The following is a 16,881-nucleotide window of genomic DNA, read 5'->3' on the forward strand; positions in this document are numbered from 1 at the left end:
GGCGCGGCGCGTCGAGCCGAGCGAGTCGAAGGCGCCGGCCTTGATCAGCGACTCGATGGTGCGCTTGTTGGTCACCTGCAGCGGCACCTTGCGGAGGAAGTCGTGGAACGTCTCGAAGCGGCCCTTCTCCTCGCGGGCGGCCCGGATGCCCTCGACGACGTTCATGCCGACGTTGCGGACGGCGCCGAGGCCGAAGCGGATGTCGGTGCCGACGGCGGTGAAGAAGCCGATCGACTCGTTGACGTCCGGCGGGAGCACCTTGATCCCCATCCGCCGGCACTCGTTGAGGTAGGCGGCCATCTTGTCCTTGGAGTCGCCGACGCTGGTGAGCAGCGCGGCCATGTACTCCGCGGGGTAGTGCGCCTTGAGGTACGCCGTCCAGTAGGAGACGACGCCGTACGCCGCCGAGTGCGCCTTGTTGAAGGCGTAGTCGGAGAAGGGCAGCAGGATGTCCCAGAGGGTCTTGACGGCCTCCATCGAGTAGCCGTTGGCGATCATGCCGCCCGAGAAGCCCTCGAACTGCTTGTCCAGCTCGGACTTCTTCTTCTTGCCCATCGCGCGCCGCAGCAGGTCGGCCTGCGCGAGCGTGAAGCCCGCGAGCTTCTGCGCGATCGACATGACCTGCTCCTGGTACACGATCAGGCCGTAGGTCCCTCCGAGCACCTCCGAGAGCGGCTCCTCGAGCTCCGGATGGATCGGGGTGATCTCCTGCACGCCGTTCTTCCGCAGCGCGTAGTTGGTGTGGGAGTCGGCGCCCATCGGGCCCGGCCGGTAGAGCGCGAGGACTGCGGAGATGTCCTCGAAGTTGTCGGGCTTCATCAGCCGGAGAAGGCCGCGCATCGGGCCGCCGTCGAGCTGGAAGACGCCGAGCGTGTCGCCACGCGCGAGGAGGTCGTAGGCGGCCTGGTCGTCGAGCTCGAGGTCCTCGAGCACGAGGTCCTGTCCGCGGTTGGCGCGGATGTTGTCGAGGGCGTCGTCGATGATCGTGAGGTTCCGCAGCCCCAGGAAGTCCATCTTGATCAGCCCGAGCGACTCGCACGCGGGGTAGTCGAACTGCGTGACGATCTGGCCGTCCTGCTCCCGCTTCATGATCGGGATGATGTCGAGCAGCGGATCGCTGGACATGATGACGCCGGCCGCGTGCACGCCCCACTGGCGCTTGAGGTTCTCGAGTCCGAGCGCGGTGTCGAAGACCAGCTTGGCCTGCGGGTCCTCGGCGATGACGTTGCGCACGTCGAGCGCTTCCTTGTAGCGCGCGTGGGCGGGGTCGTTGATGCCGCTGAGCGGGATGTCCTTGCCCATGATCGCGGGCGGCATGGCCTTCGTCAGCTTCTCGCCCATCCCGAACGGGAAGCCGAGGACGCGCGAGGCGTCCTTGAGAGCCTGCTTCGCCTTGATGGTGCCGTAGGTGACGATCTGCGCGACGCGCTCGTCGCCGTACTTCTCGGTGACGTAGCGGATGACCTCGCCGCGGCGACGGTCGTCGAAGTCGACGTCGAAGTCGGGCATGGAGACGCGGTCGGGGTTGAGGAAGCGCTCGAAGATCAGGCCGTGCCGCAGCGGATCGAGGTCGGTGATCTTCATCGCGTAGGCCGCCATCGAGCCGGCACCGGAGCCGCGGCCGGGACCGACGCGGATCCCGTTGCGCTTGGACCAGTTGATGAAGTCGGCGACGACGAGGAAGTAGCCGGGGAAGCCCATCTGCAGGATGACGCGGGTCTCGTAGTCCGCCCGGTCGCGCACCTCCTGGGAGATGCCGTCCGGATAGCGCTCGCGCAGTCCGGCCTCGACCTCCTTCACGAACCAGGTGTCCTCCGTCTCGCCCTCCGGCACCGGGAAGCGGGGCATGTAGTTCGCCGAGGTGTCGAACTGGACGTCGCAGCGCTCCGCGATGAGGAGCGTGTTGTCGCAGGCCTCGGGGTGGTCGCGGAAGACCTGGCGCATCTCGCGCGGCGACTTGAGGTAGAACTCGTCCGCGTCGAACTTGAAGCGCTTGGGGTCGTCGAGGGTGGTTCCGGACTGCACGCAGAGCAGCGCCGCGTGCGAGGTCGCGTCGTGCGCGTGCGTGTAGTGCAGGTCGTTGGTGGCGACCAGCGGGAGGTCGAGGTCCTTCGCGAGCCGGATGACGTCGCCGATCACCCGCCGCTCGATGTCGAGGCCGTGATCCATGATCTCGGCGAAGAAGTTCTCCTTGCCGAAGATGTCGCGGTAGTCGGCGGCCGCCTGGCGGGCCTCCTTGTACTGGCCGAGGCGCAGGCGCGTCTGCACCTCGCCGCTCGGGCAGCCCGTGGTGCCGATCAGGCCCTCGGAGTACTGCGAGAGGATCTCGCGGTCCATGCGCGGCTTGAAGTAGTAGCCCTCGATCGACGCGCGCGAGGAGAGGCGGAAGAGGTTGTGCATCCCCGTCGTGGTCGAGCTGAGCAGCGTCATGTGGGTGTACGCGCCGGAGCCGGACACGTCGTCCCCTCCGCCGTCGCCCCAGCGGATGCGGGTCTTGTCGGAGCGGTGCGTCCCCGGGGTGAGGTAGGCCTCGGTGCCGATGATCGGCTTGATCCCCGCCGCCGTCGCGGTGCGCCAGAAGTCGAAGGCGCCGAACACGTTCCCGTGGTCGGTCACGGCGATGGCCGGCATGCCCTCCTCGACCGCCGCGTCGATCAGCGGCTTCACCCGCGCTGCACCGTCGAGCATCGAGTACTCGCTGTGCACGTGGAGGTGGACGAAGGAATCGTTACTCGGCAAGGATGCGCCTCCGGCGGACTGCGGGCAGGGGAGGGATGGCCGGCGACAAGGGAGGGCCCGTGGACACGGCGGGAAGAAGTCTAACCGCGCTGGACGCGGGTCCGGCCGGGAGAGCGCGGATCACTCCCCGCGCAGCACCTCGAGGGCGTGCACCAGGTCCTCGGGGTAGGACGCCTCGAACTGCACCCACTCCCCCGAGCCCGGGTGGGTGAAGCCGAGCCGGACCGCGTCGAGCCACTGGCGGGTGAGGCCGAGCCGCTTCGAGAGGGTCGGATCGGCGCCGTACATCGCGTCGCCGATGCACGGATGGCGCTGGGCGGCCATGTGCACGCGGATCTGGTGGGTGCGGCCGGTCTCGAGGTGGATCTCGAGGAGGGAGGCGAACGGGAAGGCCTCGATCGTCTCGTAGTGGGTCACCGAGGGCTTGCCGTCGGCGCGGACCGCGAACTTCCAGTCCGAGGACGGGTGGCGGCCGAGCGGGGCGTCGATCGTCCCGGCGAGCGGGTCGGGGTGGCCCTGCACGACCGCGTGGTAGACCTTCTCGACCGTGCGGTCGTGGAACGCGCGCTTGAGGTGCGTGTAGGCGCGCTCGGACTTCGCGACGACCATGAGGCCGCTCGTGCCGGCGTCGAGCCGGTGCACGATGCCCGCGCGCTCGGCCGCACCGGAGGTCGACACGGTGAAGCCCGCGGCGGCGAGAGCGCCGAGCACCGTCGGTCCCTCCCAGCCCACGGCGGGGTGCGCGGCCACTCCGACGGGCTTGTCGATCACCACGATGTCGTCGTCGTCGTGCACGATGCCGAGGCCGGGGACCGCCATCGGCACGATCCGCGGCTCCTCGCGCGGGCTCCACTCGACGCTCAGCCAGGTGCCGGCGTGCACGCGGTCGCTCTTGTCGAGGACCCGTCCGTCGGCGCTCACTCCGCCCGCCTCGGCGACCTCGGCCGCGAAGGTGCGCGAGAAGCCGAGCAGCTTCGCGACGGCCGCGTCCACGCGGAGGCCGTCGAGCCCGTCCGGGACCGGCAGCTCTCGGGACTGCGCCATCAGCGTCCGCCGGGGCGGTCGGCGTCGCGGGCCGCCTCCTCGACGGAGGAGGCCGCTGCGGGGGCGCCCGCTCCGGGGGCGGCGGGAGCGCCGTCCTCGGACGCGACCTGCTCGTCGCGGCCCGCGCGCTCGCGGGTGCCGTCGAGGCCGACGCCCCGCACGCTCAGGAGGACGAACAGCGCCATCGCCGTGCAGATCGCGATGTCGGCGACGTTGTAGATCGCCGGGAGCAGCCACGGCGTGAAGAGGAAGTCGACGACGTGTCCGAGCCCGAAGGAGGGCTCTCGGAACAGCCGGTCGAAGAGGTTGCCGAGGGTGCCGCCGAGCAGCAGGCCGAAGAAGACGCCCCACGCGGTGGAGCGGATCCGGCGCGAGAACCAGATCACGGCGACGACGACGCACGCCGCGATGATCGAGAAGATCCAGGTCGACCCGCTCGCGAGGGAGAAGGCGGCACCCGGGTTCTTCACGTAGTGCAGGATCAGGACGTCGCCGAGGACGTGGACGTCCTCGCCCAGGGTCAGGTTCGTCGTGACCAGGAACTTCGCGGTCTGATCGATCGCGAAGACCGCGAGCGCGACGAGGCCGAGGGTGACGAGCACCCTCGGCCTGACGTCCGCTGCGGCGGGACTACGCCCCAAAGCCCGACAGCGAGGACTCCGTCGACGCCGGCTGGGTGTCGAGGTCGCGGAGCTGGCCCTCGATGTAGCTCTTCAGCTTCTGGCGGTACTCGCGCTCGAAGGTGCGCAGCTCGTCGATGCGGTGCTCGACCGTCGCGCGCTCCTCCTCGAGCTTCGCGACCTGCTGGCGCTGCTTGGCCTCGGCCTCGGCGACGATGCGGGCGGCCGTGGCACGACCCTCGGCGACGAGCGCGTCGCGCTTCTCGGCACCCTCGCGCACGTGCTCCTCGTGGAGGCGGCGGGCGAGCTGCAGGAGTCCGCTGGAGCTCTCGGCCTCGTCGACCGGAGCCGACTGCGAGGAGCTGACGGGAGCGACGACCGGTGCGGGAGCCGGGGTGGGCTCGGGCTCGGGCTGCGGCTCCGGCTCGGGTGCCTCATCGACCACCGGGGCGGGAGCAGGAGTGCTCTCGCGCGGGGCGTCGGAGACTCGGGCGTCCGAGGGGCGGCTGTCGCCGGAGGAGAGGCGCTGACGAAGCTCCTCGTTCTCCTGGTTCAGGCGGCGGAGCTCCACGACGACCTCGTCGAGGAAGTCGTCGACCTCGTCCTGGTCGTATCCCTCACGGAACTTGGTCGGCTGGAACCGCTTGTTGACAACGTCTTCGGGAGTGAGCGCCATGGCTTTCCACCTTCGATTTCAAGTAGGTACACGTTTAACAACGCGCGACTAAAGCTAGCAACTTCAGGCGCACGGCGCAGTGCTGACACCGCGGGGAACGTCCGGACGTGCCAACGATACAGGGACGGTCAGGCGCGCTGGAGCCACGTGGCGATGTACATGCCCACGATGACGCAGAGCATGGTGAGGCTCCAGCCGAAATCGAGGGCGATCGGACCGATCGAGACCGGCTTGATCAGGCGTCGGAAGAAGCCGATCGGCGGGTCCGTGACGGTGTAGACGCCCTCCGCGGCGACGAGGCCGGCACCGCGGGGGCGCCAGTCGCGTCGGATCACGCGGACGAGGTCGAGCACGAACCGCGCCCACATCGCGAAGAAGTAGAGCAGCAGCACGAAGTACAGGACGCTCCCGAGGAGCGAGACGACGGAGGTCACCGGGGGCCAGGGCTCCCCGGGATCAGGACTTCGCGAAGAACGACGCGTCGGCGTCGCTCTCGACGGAGGCGGAGTCGCCGGCGACGGTGATGTGCGACGGCGAGAGCAGGAAGACCTTGCTCGTCACGCGCTCGATGCGGCCGTAGAGGCCCTGCGAGAGTCCGCTCGCGAAGTCGATGAGGCGGCGGGCGTCCGCGTCGCTCATCTGCGAGAGGTTGATGATCACGGGGATGCCGTCGCGGAAGTTCTCCGCGATGACCTGCGCGTCGCGGTACTGCTTCGGGTGGACGGTGAGGATCTCGTTCATCTCGGCGGGTGCCGTCGCCTTCGGGGTCTGGGGGGTGGGCTTGCGGAGCGGGGTGACCGTCGCGCGGGGCTGCTGCACCGGCTCGACGGGAGGGACGGGCTGCACCGGGGAGACCGGTGCGCGGTGGGCCGTCGCCGGGGCCGCCTCGACGGGCTCTGCGCGCTCGTACTCGACCTCTTCGTCGGCGAGTCCGAGGTAGACCATCGTCTTCTTCAGCGGGTTGGCCATGGGGTGTCCTCCGTGTCGTGTGTGCTCCCACAGGTGGGTCACCACGAGGTTAGGTGCGGGCGGGGCGTTCTCCGGTGATTGCCGATCCGATTCGCAGGTGTGTCGCACCCTCCGCGATCGCCTCGGCGAAGTCGTTCGACATGCCCGCCGAGATCGCCGTGGCGGAGGGCTCGACGGCGCGCACGCGGTCGGAGATCGACCGGAGCCGGGCGAACGCCGGACGGGGCTCCTCGTCCAGCGGAGCGACCGCCATCACGCCGCGCAGCGTGAGGCCGGGCGCCCCGGCGAGAGCCTCGGCGAGGGGCTCGATGTCGGCGGGCGATGCTCCCCCGCGGTCGGGATCCTCGGTGAGGTTGACCTGCAGGAACACGTCGAGCGGCTCCTCCCCCGCCTCCAGCAGCGGGACGAGCGCGAGCCGGTCGACGGAGTGGACCGCGTCGGCGTAGCGGCGCACCTGGCGCGCCTTCTTGCTCTGGAGCTGCCCGATGAAGTGCCAGCGTGCAGCGGTCCCCGCCAGCTCGGCCGACTTCTCCTGCGCCTCCTGGTGCCGGTTCTCGCCGAAGTCGACGACGCCCAGCTCGAGGAGGTCGCGGAGCAGCGACACGGGGTGGAACTTGGTCACCACGATGGTCGTGACCGAGGACGCCTCGCGACCGGCCGAGCGGGTCGCGTCGGCGACCCGCTCGGAGACCTCGGCCCAGCGCGCGGCCAGCTCCGGATCCGGCACGACTACTTGAGGAAGTCGGGGATGTCCAGGTCGCTGTCGTCGTCGTCGAAGGACGGGTCGGCGACAGGGGCCGGAGCTGCGACGGGGGTGCTCGACCAGATCGAGCCGGCCGCAGGGGCGGCTGCGGGAGCCGGGACGGGCTCGGCGGCCGACTCGCTCGCCGAGCTCTGCTGCTGGCGCGGCTGGGCGATCGCGGCCTGGGCGGTCCCGCCCGGCTCTCCGCCGTCGAAGCCCGCGGCGATGACGGTGACGCGCACCTCGTCGCCGAGCGTGTCGTCGATCACGGCACCGAAGATGATGTTCGCCTCGGCGTGCACCGCCTCCTGGACGAGGCGCGCCGCGTCGTTGATCTCGAAGATGCCGAGGTTCGAGCCGCCCTGGATCGAGAGGAGCACGCCGTGCGCGCCGTCGATGCTGGCCTCGAGCAGCGGTGAGGCGACGGCCAGCTCGGCCGCCTTGATCGCGCGATCGGCACCGCGCGACGAGCCGATGCCCATCAGCGCCGAGCCGGCGCCCTGCATGACCGACTTCACGTCGGCGAAGTCGAGGTTGATCAGGCCGGGCGTGGTGATCAGGTCGGTGATGCCCTGGACGCCGGCGAGGAGCACCTGGTCGGCGGTCGCGAAGGCCTCGAGCATCGAGATGCCGCGGTCGCTGATCTCGAGCAGGCGGTCGTTCGGGACGACGATGAGCGTGTCGACCTCGTTCTTCAGCGTCGCGACGCCGGCCTCGGCCTGCGTCTGCCGACGGCGTCCCTCGAACCCGAAGGGCTTGGTCACGACGCCGATGGTGAGGGCGCCGATCGACTTGGCGATCCGCGCGACGACGGGCGCGCCGCCGGTGCCGGTACCGCCGCCCTCGCCCGCGGTGACGAAGACCATGTCGGCCCCCGCGAGGACCTCCTCGATCTCCTCGGCGTGGTCCTCGGCGGCGCGGCGGCCGACCTCGGGGTCGGCGCCGGCGCCGAGTCCGCGGGTCAGCTCGCGGCCCACGTCGAGCTTGACGTCGGCGTCGCTGAGCAGGAGCGCCTGGGCGTCCGTGTTGATCGCGATGAATTCGACACCGCGCAGGCCGAGCTCGATCATGCGGTTGACGGCGTTGACGCCGCCACCGCCGATGCCGACGACCTTGATCACGGCGAGGTAGTTCTGGTTTGAAGTCACGTCTCCGGCCTCCGGGCTGAACCTTAAACCTGTAGTTGAGGCTTAAAGTTATGCTGAGTATGCATTTGGGGTTCGGCTCCGACGGTAGGCGGAGTCCGGTCGCGCTCCCAGCAGACACGCCCGCAACGCTCGAAAGAACGCGCGGATCCGCCGCTGGTCACGGCCGGGGCGCCACGACGGCGGCCTGGGGCGAGGACACGTCGTAGGTGCCGACGACGGCGGGGTCGGTCGCGGCCATCAGCTTCTCGAGCACGACGGCCTTGAGCGCCGACTCGTCCGACCCGCCCCACACGACTTCCGTGCCGTTCTGCAGGGTGAGCGAGACGTCGTCGCCGGTCGTGGCCGTGGCGGCCGTCACCTGCGGAGCGAGCGACGCGGGCAGGGAGCGCAGCACCCGTGCGGTCGCGCGGAAGCCGGCTCCCGAGGCGTCGCCGGACGCGGTGGTGAGGACCGGGTAGCCGGGCTGCGCCGAGTCCGCCGTCTCGATGACGACTCCGGCCGCGTCCACGAGCTCGAAGCGGCCGCCCGCCGCGATCACTCCGAGGGGCGTGCGCTCGACGATCGACACCACGAGGGTGCTCGGCGGCCGGGTCTGCACCGAGTAGCTCTGGATGAGCGGGGACGCGCCCAGCACGCGGCCGACCTCGTCCCGGTCCACCAGGGTGAGCGGGACGCCGAGCTGGTCGTCGAGCTCGCTCTGCAGGGCGGCGGCGTCGACGCGCTGGGTGCCCGAGATCTCGATCGTGCGCACGGCCATGAGCGGCGAGAAGGCCGCGACTCCGACGATCAGGGCGAGGGCGACGAGCGACCCGGCCACGACCAGGGCGATCAGGCGTCGCCGACGCGCGCGCTTCGTGAAGCGGCGGACCTCCCCCCGCTCGTAGCGCCTCCGCTCGCGGGCGGCCCGGGAGACGGCCCGGTTCTCGGCACCGGGCAGGCGCCGGCCCGAGAGGGTGCGGCGGACCGCGCCCGCGCGCGACGGACTGCGCTCGGCCGGTTCCTGATCCACGCGGGTCGCGGTGACGATCCGGATCGGCTCGGTGTCCGGCTCCGGCTCGCCGCCGCGCGTAGGGACGCTCCGACCGGGCGCCGGAGGGCGTCCGCCGTCCGGCCGCTTCACGGCCGCTCCCCCGCTTCGGGCGCGAGGACCGCGGTCATCGTGCGACCGGCGCGGCCTCGCTGGCGCCGAGCGACTCGAGCACCTGCGGGATGATCCGGTAGACGTCGCCGCAGCCGAGGGTGATGACGAAGTCGCCCTCGCGCGCGATGCCGGCCGTGAGGCGGGCCGCCTCCGCCCAGTCCGGGACGAACGAGACGTGCGACGGGTCGGCGAACTTCTCGCTGACCAGCGCTCCGGTCACTCCGGGCTCCGGATCCTCGCGCGCCCCGTAGACGTCGAGGACGATCGTCTCGTCGGCGTAGCGCTCGAGCGTCTCGGCGAACTCGCGGGCGAAGAGGCGGGTGCGGCTGTAGAGGTGCGGCTGGTGCACGGCGATGATGCGGCCCTCGCCGACCACGGTGCGCGCGGCGGAGAGGGCGGCGGCCACCTCGGTGGGGTGGTGGGCGTAGTCGTCGTAGACGCTGACTCCGCGGACCGCTCCGTGCAGCTCGAAGCGGCGCTCCGTGCCTCCGAACGCCGACACGGCCTCGAGCGAGGCGGCTGGATCGAAGCCCAGGCCCACCAGCACTGCGAACGCGCCGGCCGCGTTGATCGCGTTGTGCCGGCCGGGGATGCGGAGGCGGGCCGAGTAACGCCTGCCCTCGTACTCGACCGAGAAGCCGACGGGGCCGACGAGGTCGAGGTCGACGACGCGGACGTCCGCCCCCTCGGCCTCGCCGAAGGTCAGCACGCGTCCGCCGTCCAGCCGCTCGGTGACGCGGACGGCGCCGGGGTCGTCGGACGAGATGACGACGAGCTCGCTCGCGGAGGAGGCGAAGGTGACGAAGGCCTCCTCGAACGCCTCCAGCGATCCGTAGTGGTCGAGGTGGTCCGGGTCGACGTTCGTGATGAGGGCGACCGCGGTGTCGTAGAGGAGGAAGCTGCCGTCCGACTCGTCGGCCTCGACGACGAAGACCTCGCCGGAGCCGGCGGCGGAGGAGGTGCCGAGGCTCTCGATGATGCCGCCGTTGACGAAGCTGGGGTCGGCGTCGACGCCGAGCAGGCCGGTGACGATCATGCCGGTCGACGTGGTCTTGCCGTGCGCTCCGGCCACCGCGACCAGGCGCCTGCCGCGCACCAGCCAGGCGAGGGCCTGCGAGCGGTGCAGCACGGGCAGGCCGCGCTCCTTCGCGAGCAGGTACTCGGGATTGTCGGGCCACAGGGCGGAGGTGACGACGACCGCCTCGGCGTCCCCGAGGTTCGCCGCGTCGTGGCCGATGGCGACCGGGACGCCGAGCTCCCGCAGCTGCTCGATGGGGTGGGACTCGCGGACGTCGGAACCGGTGACCCGGTGCCCGGCGTGGTGGAACAGCCGGGCGATCCCGCTCATCCCGGAGCCGCCGATGCCGATGAAGTGGACCGAGCCGAGCTCGTCGGGGACGGTGATGCCGAGGTCGGGCTTGATCACGGGGCTCTCGCTTTCGGGTGGGTCGCGGCGGGCGGGAGGGGCCTCCCGCGGTGCGCCGGATCAGTGTAGACGGTGGGCGGGAGTGCTCTCCCGAGCCGCGCGGAGCGGGCTCAGCGCGGCTCGGAGAGGGTCGACTCGATCAGGTCGACGAGCCGCCCGGAGCCGTCGCGGACTCCCACGCGGGCGGCCCGGCGCGCCATCTCGTCGCGACGGTCGGTGTCGCCCAGGAGCGGTACGAGCTCCCGCTGGACCCAGCCGGGGAGGAAGGCGGCGTCCTCGACGAGGACCGCTCCCCCGGCGTCGACGACGCCGCGCGCGTTGTAGCGCTGCTCGCCGTTGCCGACCGGGTACGGGACGTAGACCGCGGGCAGGCCGAGGGCTGTCAGCTCGCTGACCGTCGCTGCCCCCGCGCGGGAGACGGCCACGTCCGCGGCGGACAGCGCGAGGTCCATCCGGTCGCAGTAGGCGAGGAGGTGGTAGCCGGCCACCCCCGGGTCCGTGATCTCGGCGCGGTCGCCCGTGATGTGGAGGACCTGGAAGCCGGTGGCGACGAGATCCCGGGCGGCGGCGTGCACCGTCGCGTTGATCCGTCGAGCGCCGAGGGAGCCGCCGGTCACCAGGAGGGTCTGCCGGGACGGGTCGAGGCCCAGCGCCGCCATCGCCTCGTCGCGGCGCGCGGCCCGGTCGAGCTCGGCGATCTCGCGGCGCAGCGGCATGCCGACGACCCGCGCGTGCGGCAGGGGCGTGCCCTCGAAGGCCACGCCGACCGACCGGGTCGCGCGCGCGCCGAGGCGGTTGGCGAGCCCGGGGCGCGCGTTGGCCTCGTGGACGGTGAAGGGGACGCCGGCGCGGCGGGCCGCCAGGTAGGCCGGTGCTGCGGCGTACCCGCCGAAGCCGACCACCGCGTCGATCCGCCGGTCGCGGATCGTCCGGACGATGCCGGCGATGGTCGCGCGGAAGGCTCCGGGGAATCGCAGCGCCGCCGCGTTCGGGCGGCGCGGGAACGGCAGCCGCGGGATCACCGAGAGCTCGTAGCCGCGGAGGGGGACGAGGCGCGCCTCGAGCCCCTCGGCGGTGCCGAGCACGAGCACCTCGTCGCGCGGGTTCCGCCTGCGGATCTCGTCGGCCGTCGCGAGCAGCGGATTGACGTGGCCGGCGGTGCCGCCGCCGGCGAGGAGGTAGCGGGTCACTCCGCCGCCGCCTTCCTGCGGCGCAGCACGCCCGCGCCGGGCAGGGGCGCGGTCTGAGTGCGGGCGAAGGAGAGGACGACGCCGATGGCGAGGAGCGAGCTGAGCAGGGCGGTGCCTCCGGAGGAGATCAGCGGCAGCGGGACCCCCAGCACCGGGAGCACCCCCAGGACGACGCCGATGTTGACGAACGCCTGGCCGATCAGCCAGACCATGATCGCGCCGGTGCTGATCCGCACGAACGGATCGGAGGACGCGTGGATGACGCGGAAGAAGGCGACCGCGAGGACCACGAACAGCGCCAGGACGACGATCGCTCCGATCAGCCCGAGCTCCTCGCCGATGATGGCGAAGATGTAGTCGTTGTCCGCGGCGGGCAGCCAGGACCACTTGGCCTTGGAGTTGCCGAGGCCCACGCCGAAGATCCCGCCGGAGGCCATCGCCCAGGTGCCGTGCACCGGCTGCCAGCACGAGTTCTGGTACTCCTCGACGTTGGAGCAGTCGCCGAGGAAGGACATGATCCGGGTGAGGCGGTTGTCGCTGGAGACGGCGAACAGCACCGCTCCGATCGCACCGACCACCACGATCGGCACGAGGACCTTCATCTGGACGTTCGCGTAGAAGAGTGCGGCGAGGACGATGCCCGCCATGATCACGACCGTGCCCAGGTCGCCTCCGATGAGGACCAGTCCGATCGCCGCGCCGCCGACGATCAGGACGGGGATGAGCGCGTCCTTCCAGTCCTTCGGCGACCGGTAGCGGCGGGCGAGCAGGAGCCCCAGCCAGAGGGCGAGCGCGAGCTTGATGATCTCGGAGGGCTGCATGCTGAAGGCGCCGAGGCGGATCCAGTTGCGGTTCCCGCCGACGGAGTCGCCGAGCGGTGTGAAGAGCACGAGGCACTGGAGGACGCAGCCGGCGATGAGCAGGATCGGCGTCACGCGCTTCCACACGCCGAGGGGCAGCCGCGAGACCACCAGCATCATCGGGATCCCGAGGAGGGCGAACCCGCCCTGGCGCAGGAAGCCCCCGAAGGAGTCGTCGCTCGACACGTAGGAGGTGACCGACGAGGAGGAGAGCACCATCGTCAGTCCGAACAGCACCAGGAAGAGCGTGGTTCCGAAGAGGAGGTAGAAGTTCGGCGAGTGGGAGGCGAAGACCTTCGAGAGGACGATCCGCGCGGAACGGGCCCCGCTCCGGTCCTTCCCGCGCGGCTCAGTGCGCGAGCGGCCCGCGGGGCGGCTCGTCGTCGGAGCGGTCATCGGCTCCCCCTCCCAGGTGTGTCGCCACGGCGGCCGCGAAGGAGCGGCCCCGAGCCGCGTAGTCGAGGAACTGGTCCATCGAGGCCGCGGCGGGTGCGAGCAGGACGACGTCCCCCGAGCGGGCGAGCGTCGCGGCCGCCTCGACGACCGCCTGCATCACCGCACCAGTGTCGTCCGGCACCGCCTCGCTCACGGGGAGGGCGGGCGCGTGTCGTCGGAATGCCGCGAGCAGCGCCGAGCGGTCGGCGCCGATCACCACGGCGCCCCGCAGGCGGCCGACGTGCGCGGCCACGAGGGCGTCCACGTCGACGCCCTTGAGCAGGCCGCCGACGACCCAGACGACCGACGGGTACGCGCGCAGCGAGGCGTCGGCGGCGTGCGGGTTCGTGGCCTTGGAGTCGTTCACCCAGGTCACCCCGTCGCGCTCGGCGACGACCTGGATGCGGTGGGCGTCGAGCTCGAAGGACGCCAGCGCGGTGCGGACGGCCGTGACCTCGATCCCGCACGCTCGGGAGAGCGCTGCCGCGGCGAGCACGTTCTGGACGATGTGCGGAGCGGCGAGGTTCCGTGCGGCGAGCTCGTCCACGGTGGTGATCTCGAGGGCACTGGTGCGGCGGTCCTCGAGGAAGGCGCGGTCGCAGAGGATGCCGTCGACGATCCCGAAGTCGCTCGGGCCGGGCACGCCGAGGCCGAATCCGATCGCCCGGGCGCCCTCCAACACCTCGGCGTCGAGCACCATCTGCTCGGTCGCCGCGTCGGCGCGGTTGTACACGCAGGCGACGCGGGTGCCGGCGTAGACCTTGCCCTTGGCCGCGCGGTAGGCGTCGAACGAGCCGTGCCAGTCGAGGTGGTCGTCGGCGATGTTGAGGCACGCGCTCGCGATCGGCTCGATCGCGCCCAGGTAGTGCAGCTGGTAGCTCGAGAGCTCCACGACGAGGACGTCGAAGCCCTGCGGGTCGCGGACCGCGTCGAGCACGGGCACGCCGATGTTGCCGCAGGGTGCGGCGCGGAGGCCGCCGGCCACGAGCATCGTCGCCGTGAGCTGGACGGTCGTGGTCTTCCCGTTGGTGCCGGTGACGGCCACCCAGTCGGCCGGAGTGCCGTCGGCGCGCACGACCTTGTCGCGGACGCGCCAGGCGAGCTCGACGTCGCCCCACACGGGGATCCCGGACTCCGCCGCCCACACGAGGATCGGGTGGGTCGGCCGGAAGCCGGGCGACACCACGACCAGCTCCGGTGCGAACGCGTGCAGCTCCTCCGGAGCGGAGTCGAGGCGGTCGGCCCGGTGCAGACGGGCGCCGATCACCTCGAGCAGGCGCTCGCGCTCCTCGTCTGCGCGGTCGGCGAGGACGAGCACCTCGGAGCCGAGCTCGGTCAGCGTGTCGGCCACCGAGAACCCGGTGACGCCCAGGCCCAGCACGGCGACGCGCAGGCCGCGCCAGTCCGAGTGCCAGCTGCGGAGGGAGTCGGGACGGGCGGGATCGGTCATGCCAGCGACAGCCATTCCAGGTAGAAGAGCCCGACTCCGGCGGCGACGAAGATGCCGGCGATGATCCAGAACCGGACCACGACGGTGATCTCGGCCCAGCCCTTGAGCTCGAAGTGGTGGTGGAGCGGGCTCATCAGGAAGATGCGCTTGCCCCGGGTCAGCTTGAAGTAGATCCGCTGGAGGATGACCGAGCCGGTCACGATGACGAACAGGCCGCCGATGAGGAGGACCAGCAGCTCGGTGCGGGTGAGGATCGCCAGGGCCGCGAGCGCGCCGCCGAGGGCGAGCGAGCCGGTGTCGCCCATGAAGATCTGCGCCGGCGAGGTGTTCCACCAGAGGAAGCCCACCAGAGCGCCGGAGACGGCCGCCGCGATGATGGCCAGGTCGAACGGGTCACTCACCTGGTAGCACTTGTCGACGACCTCGGGGTTGAGGTGCTGGTCGAAGCACCACTGGTTCGACTGCCAGAACCCGATGATGACGTAGGAGCCGATCGCGAGGATCGAGGACCCGGTGGCGAGTCCGTCGAGCCCGTCGGCGACGTTCACGCCGTTCGACGTGCTGGTGACGATGATGCAGATCCACAGCACGAACAGGCCGATGCCGATCCAGCCGAGGGAGGCGAAGTCGAACGGCAGGTCGCGGATGAACGAGATCGAGGTGGACGCGGGGGTGAGGCCGTTGGAGTCGCGGACCATGATCGCGATCACCGCGAAGGCCGCGGCGACGATGACCTGTCCGGCGATCTTCGCCCAGCCGCCGAGGCCGAGGCTGCGCTGGTTGCGGGTCTTCAGGAAGTCGTCGACGAAGCCGACGAGCCCGAGCCCGACCATCATGAAGAGCACCAGCAGGGCCGACGGCGCGATCGCACGGTTGCCGAACAGCATCCCGAGGAAGTAGCCGACCACGGTGCCGATGATGATGACGATGCCGCCCATCGTCGCCGTGCCGTGCTTGACGTGGTGCGACTTCGGTCCGTCCTCGCGGATGAACTGGCCCCACTGCAGGCGGTGGAAGAGGCGGATGAACAGGGGCGTCATCAGGAGCGTGAAGGCTCCGGAGAACGCGCCGGACAGGAGGAGTGCCCTCATCGGTGACGCTCCCCGAGACGGTCGGCGAGGAAGCGCAGCCCCGCCGAGTTGGACGACTTGACCAGCACGGTGTCGCCGGGTCGCAGGTAGTCCTCGAGGAGGTCGAACGCCTCGTCGGAGGTCTCCGCGAAGACGGACTCGCCGCTCCACGACCCCTCGCGCTCGGCCGCGACGTGGATCCGGCGGGCGCCTCGACCCACCACCACGATCTGGGAGATGTTGAGGCGGACGGCCAGGAGGCCCACGCGCTCGTGCTCCTCGTCGGCCCACTCGCCGAGCTCGCTCATCTCTCCCAGGACGGCGACGGTGCGCCCCCCGGGCTTCGCGATCTGGGCGAGGGTGCGCAGGGCGGCCGCAGTGGAGTCGGGGCTCGCGTTGTACGCGTCGTTGATGACGCGGACGTCCTCGCCGCCCAGGACCTCCATGCGGCCGCGCTCGGCGAGGGTGACGGTCGCGAGCGCCTCGACGATCGCGGGCAGCGCCACTCCGACCGAGAGCGCGGCGGCCGTCGCCGCGAGGGCGTTCATCACGTGGTGCTCGCCGAGGACGCGCAGTAGGAGCTCGGCACGGGCGGCCTCGCGGCCCTCCCCGGCCGAGACCTCGATGGCGAAGCGGGTGCCGTCGGCGGTCGCGTCGATGTCGACGGCGCGCACGTCCGCGCTCTCGCCGCGGCCGAACCAGAGGACCCGGGCGGCGGTGCGGCCCGCCATCGAGGCGACCCGGCCGTCGTCGGCGTTCAGCACGGCGACGTCGTCGGCGGTGAGGTCGGCGACCATCTCGGTCTTGGCCTCGAGCGTGCGCTCGATCCCGCCGAACTCGCCGGCGTGCGCGAGGCCCACGGCGAGGACGACGCCGACGTCGGGCCTGGCCATCCGGACGAGGCGGCGGATCTCGCCGACCGCGCTCGCGCCCATCTCGGCCACGAGGAAGCGCGTCGACTCGGACACCTGGAGCATCGTGATCGGGGCGCCGACCTCGTTGTTGAAGGATCCGCGCGGAGCGACCGTCTCGCCGACCCGCTCGAGGACGGTGCGGAGGAGGTTCTTGGTCGTCGTCTTGCCGTTCGAGCCGGTGACGCCGATGACGGTCAGCCCGCCCTTCGCGCGGACGCGCCGGACGACCTCGGTCGCCAGCGCGCCGAGCGCCTCGACGGAGTCGTCGACGAGGACCTGCGGCACGTCGAGGTCGAGGGGGCGCTCCACGATGAGGAGCGCGGCACCGCGCTCGAGGGCGGCGGGAGCGAAGAGGTGGCCGTCGGTGTGCTCGCCGCGCTTGGCGACGAAGATCCCGCCGGGCGCGATCTCGCGGGAGTCGGTCTCGGTCGCTCCGTCGATCACGGTGGCGGCCGTG

General features: G+C 71.4%; 15 protein-coding genes. All 15 read right to left on the reverse strand.

Annotated elements, in window-relative coordinates; all coding sequences use genetic code 11:
* Nucleotides 1-2,739: DNA polymerase III subunit alpha (dnaE, locus tag C5C27_RS12645; RefSeq protein ID WP_104314572.1), on the reverse strand; the 2,739-nt coding region annotated here is incomplete at its 3' end.
* Nucleotides 2,740-2,859: 120 nt separating this feature from the next.
* On the reverse strand, nt 2,860-3,783 hold the full coding sequence (locus C5C27_RS12650; RefSeq protein WP_104314565.1) for an RluA family pseudouridine synthase: 924 nt from the start codon (nt 3,781-3,783) through the stop codon (nt 2,860-2,862).
* Nucleotides 3,783-4,385 carry a signal peptidase II gene (gene lspA, locus C5C27_RS12655; protein ID WP_104239385.1) on the reverse strand — a complete coding sequence of 201 codons (603 nt, stop codon included), beginning with the start codon at nt 4,383-4,385 and terminating at the stop codon, nt 3,783-3,785. Before lspA ends, C5C27_RS12650 begins: the two co-directional genes overlap by 1 nt.
* Before the next feature lie 28 nt (nt 4,386-4,413).
* Complete coding sequence (locus C5C27_RS12660) at nt 4,414-5,079, reverse strand: DivIVA domain-containing protein (RefSeq protein ID WP_104222600.1); 666 nt, start codon at nt 5,077-5,079, stop codon at nt 4,414-4,416.
* A gap of 128 nt (nt 5,080-5,207) precedes the next feature.
* Nucleotides 5,208-5,513 (reverse strand): YggT family protein, encoded by a 306-nt coding sequence (locus C5C27_RS12665; RefSeq protein WP_258059242.1) that lies wholly within the window; start codon nt 5,511-5,513, stop codon nt 5,208-5,210.
* A 22-nt stretch (nt 5,514-5,535) separates the two neighbouring features.
* Nucleotides 5,536-6,048: a cell division protein SepF gene (locus C5C27_RS12670; protein ID WP_104314566.1), complete on the reverse strand. Its 513-nt coding sequence runs from the start codon at nt 6,046-6,048 to the stop codon at nt 5,536-5,538.
* Nucleotides 6,049-6,097: 49 nt separating this feature from the next.
* Entirely contained in the window at nt 6,098-6,775 is a 678-nt protein-coding gene (locus C5C27_RS12675) for a YggS family pyridoxal phosphate-dependent enzyme (RefSeq protein WP_104314567.1), read from the reverse strand.
* A gap of 2 nt (nt 6,776-6,777) precedes the next feature.
* Nucleotides 6,778-7,938, reverse strand: a complete 1,161-nt coding sequence (gene ftsZ, locus C5C27_RS12680; protein ID WP_104222597.1) for a cell division protein FtsZ — start codon at nt 7,936-7,938, stop codon at nt 6,778-6,780.
* A 157-nt stretch (nt 7,939-8,095) separates the two neighbouring features.
* Nucleotides 8,096-8,947, reverse strand: a complete 852-nt coding sequence (locus tag C5C27_RS12685; protein WP_146079684.1) for a cell division protein FtsQ/DivIB — start codon at nt 8,945-8,947, stop codon at nt 8,096-8,098.
* Nucleotides 8,948-9,092: 145 nt separating this feature from the next.
* Nucleotides 9,093-10,505, reverse strand: coding sequence for a UDP-N-acetylmuramate--L-alanine ligase (gene murC / locus C5C27_RS12690; protein ID WP_104314569.1), 1,413 nt, complete (start codon nt 10,503-10,505; stop codon nt 9,093-9,095).
* 110 nt (nt 10,506-10,615) lie between these two features.
* Nucleotides 10,616-11,695 (reverse strand): undecaprenyldiphospho-muramoylpentapeptide beta-N-acetylglucosaminyltransferase, encoded by a 1,080-nt coding sequence (murG, locus tag C5C27_RS12695; RefSeq protein ID WP_104314570.1) that lies wholly within the window; start codon nt 11,693-11,695, stop codon nt 10,616-10,618.
* Nucleotides 11,692-12,951 carry a putative lipid II flippase FtsW gene (gene ftsW / locus C5C27_RS12700; protein ID WP_104222593.1) on the reverse strand — a complete coding sequence of 420 codons (1,260 nt, stop codon included), beginning with the start codon at nt 12,949-12,951 and terminating at the stop codon, nt 11,692-11,694. Before ftsW ends, murG begins: the two co-directional genes overlap by 4 nt.
* Complete coding sequence (murD, locus tag C5C27_RS12705; RefSeq protein ID WP_258066728.1) at nt 12,905-14,455, reverse strand: UDP-N-acetylmuramoyl-L-alanine--D-glutamate ligase; 1,551 nt, start codon at nt 14,453-14,455, stop codon at nt 12,905-12,907. Before murD ends, ftsW begins: the two co-directional genes overlap by 47 nt.
* On the reverse strand, nt 14,437-15,531 hold the full coding sequence (gene mraY, locus C5C27_RS12710) for a phospho-N-acetylmuramoyl-pentapeptide-transferase (RefSeq protein WP_104239378.1): 1,095 nt from the start codon (nt 15,529-15,531) through the stop codon (nt 14,437-14,439). Before mraY ends, murD begins: the two co-directional genes overlap by 19 nt.
* Nucleotides 15,528-16,881, reverse strand: a 1,354-nt coding sequence (gene murF, locus C5C27_RS12715; protein ID WP_104314573.1) for a UDP-N-acetylmuramoyl-tripeptide--D-alanyl-D-alanine ligase, incomplete at its 5' end; no start/stop codon positions are given. The genes murF and mraY, both read right to left, overlap by 4 nt.

The sequence above is a fragment of the Rathayibacter sp. AY2B7 genome (genome assembly GCF_002931635.1).
Taxonomy (GTDB): domain Bacteria; phylum Actinomycetota; class Actinomycetes; order Actinomycetales; family Microbacteriaceae; genus Rathayibacter.

What these genes read in the sequence shown, in the direction of transcription:
- C5C27_RS12670 (WP_104314566.1), bottom strand. Translation starts at nt 6,048, where the DNA reads ATGGCCAACCCGCTGAAGAAGACGATGGTCTACCTCGGACTCGCCGAC.
- C5C27_RS12650 (WP_104314565.1), bottom strand. Translation starts at nt 3,783, where the DNA reads ATGGCGCAGTCCCGAGAGCTGCCGGTCCCGGACGGGCTCGACGGCCTC.
- C5C27_RS12660 (WP_104222600.1), bottom strand. Translation starts at nt 5,079, where the DNA reads ATGGCGCTCACTCCCGAAGACGTTGTCAACAAGCGGTTCCAGCCGACC.
- murD (WP_258066728.1), bottom strand. Translation starts at nt 14,455, where the DNA reads ATGGCTGTCGCTGGCATGACCGATCCCGCCCGTCCCGACTCCCTCCGC.
- mraY (WP_104239378.1), bottom strand. Translation starts at nt 15,531, where the DNA reads ATGAGGGCACTCCTCCTGTCCGGCGCGTTCTCCGGAGCCTTCACGCTC.
- ftsW (WP_104222593.1), bottom strand. Translation starts at nt 12,951, where the DNA reads ATGACCGCTCCGACGACGAGCCGCCCCGCGGGCCGCTCGCGCACTGAG.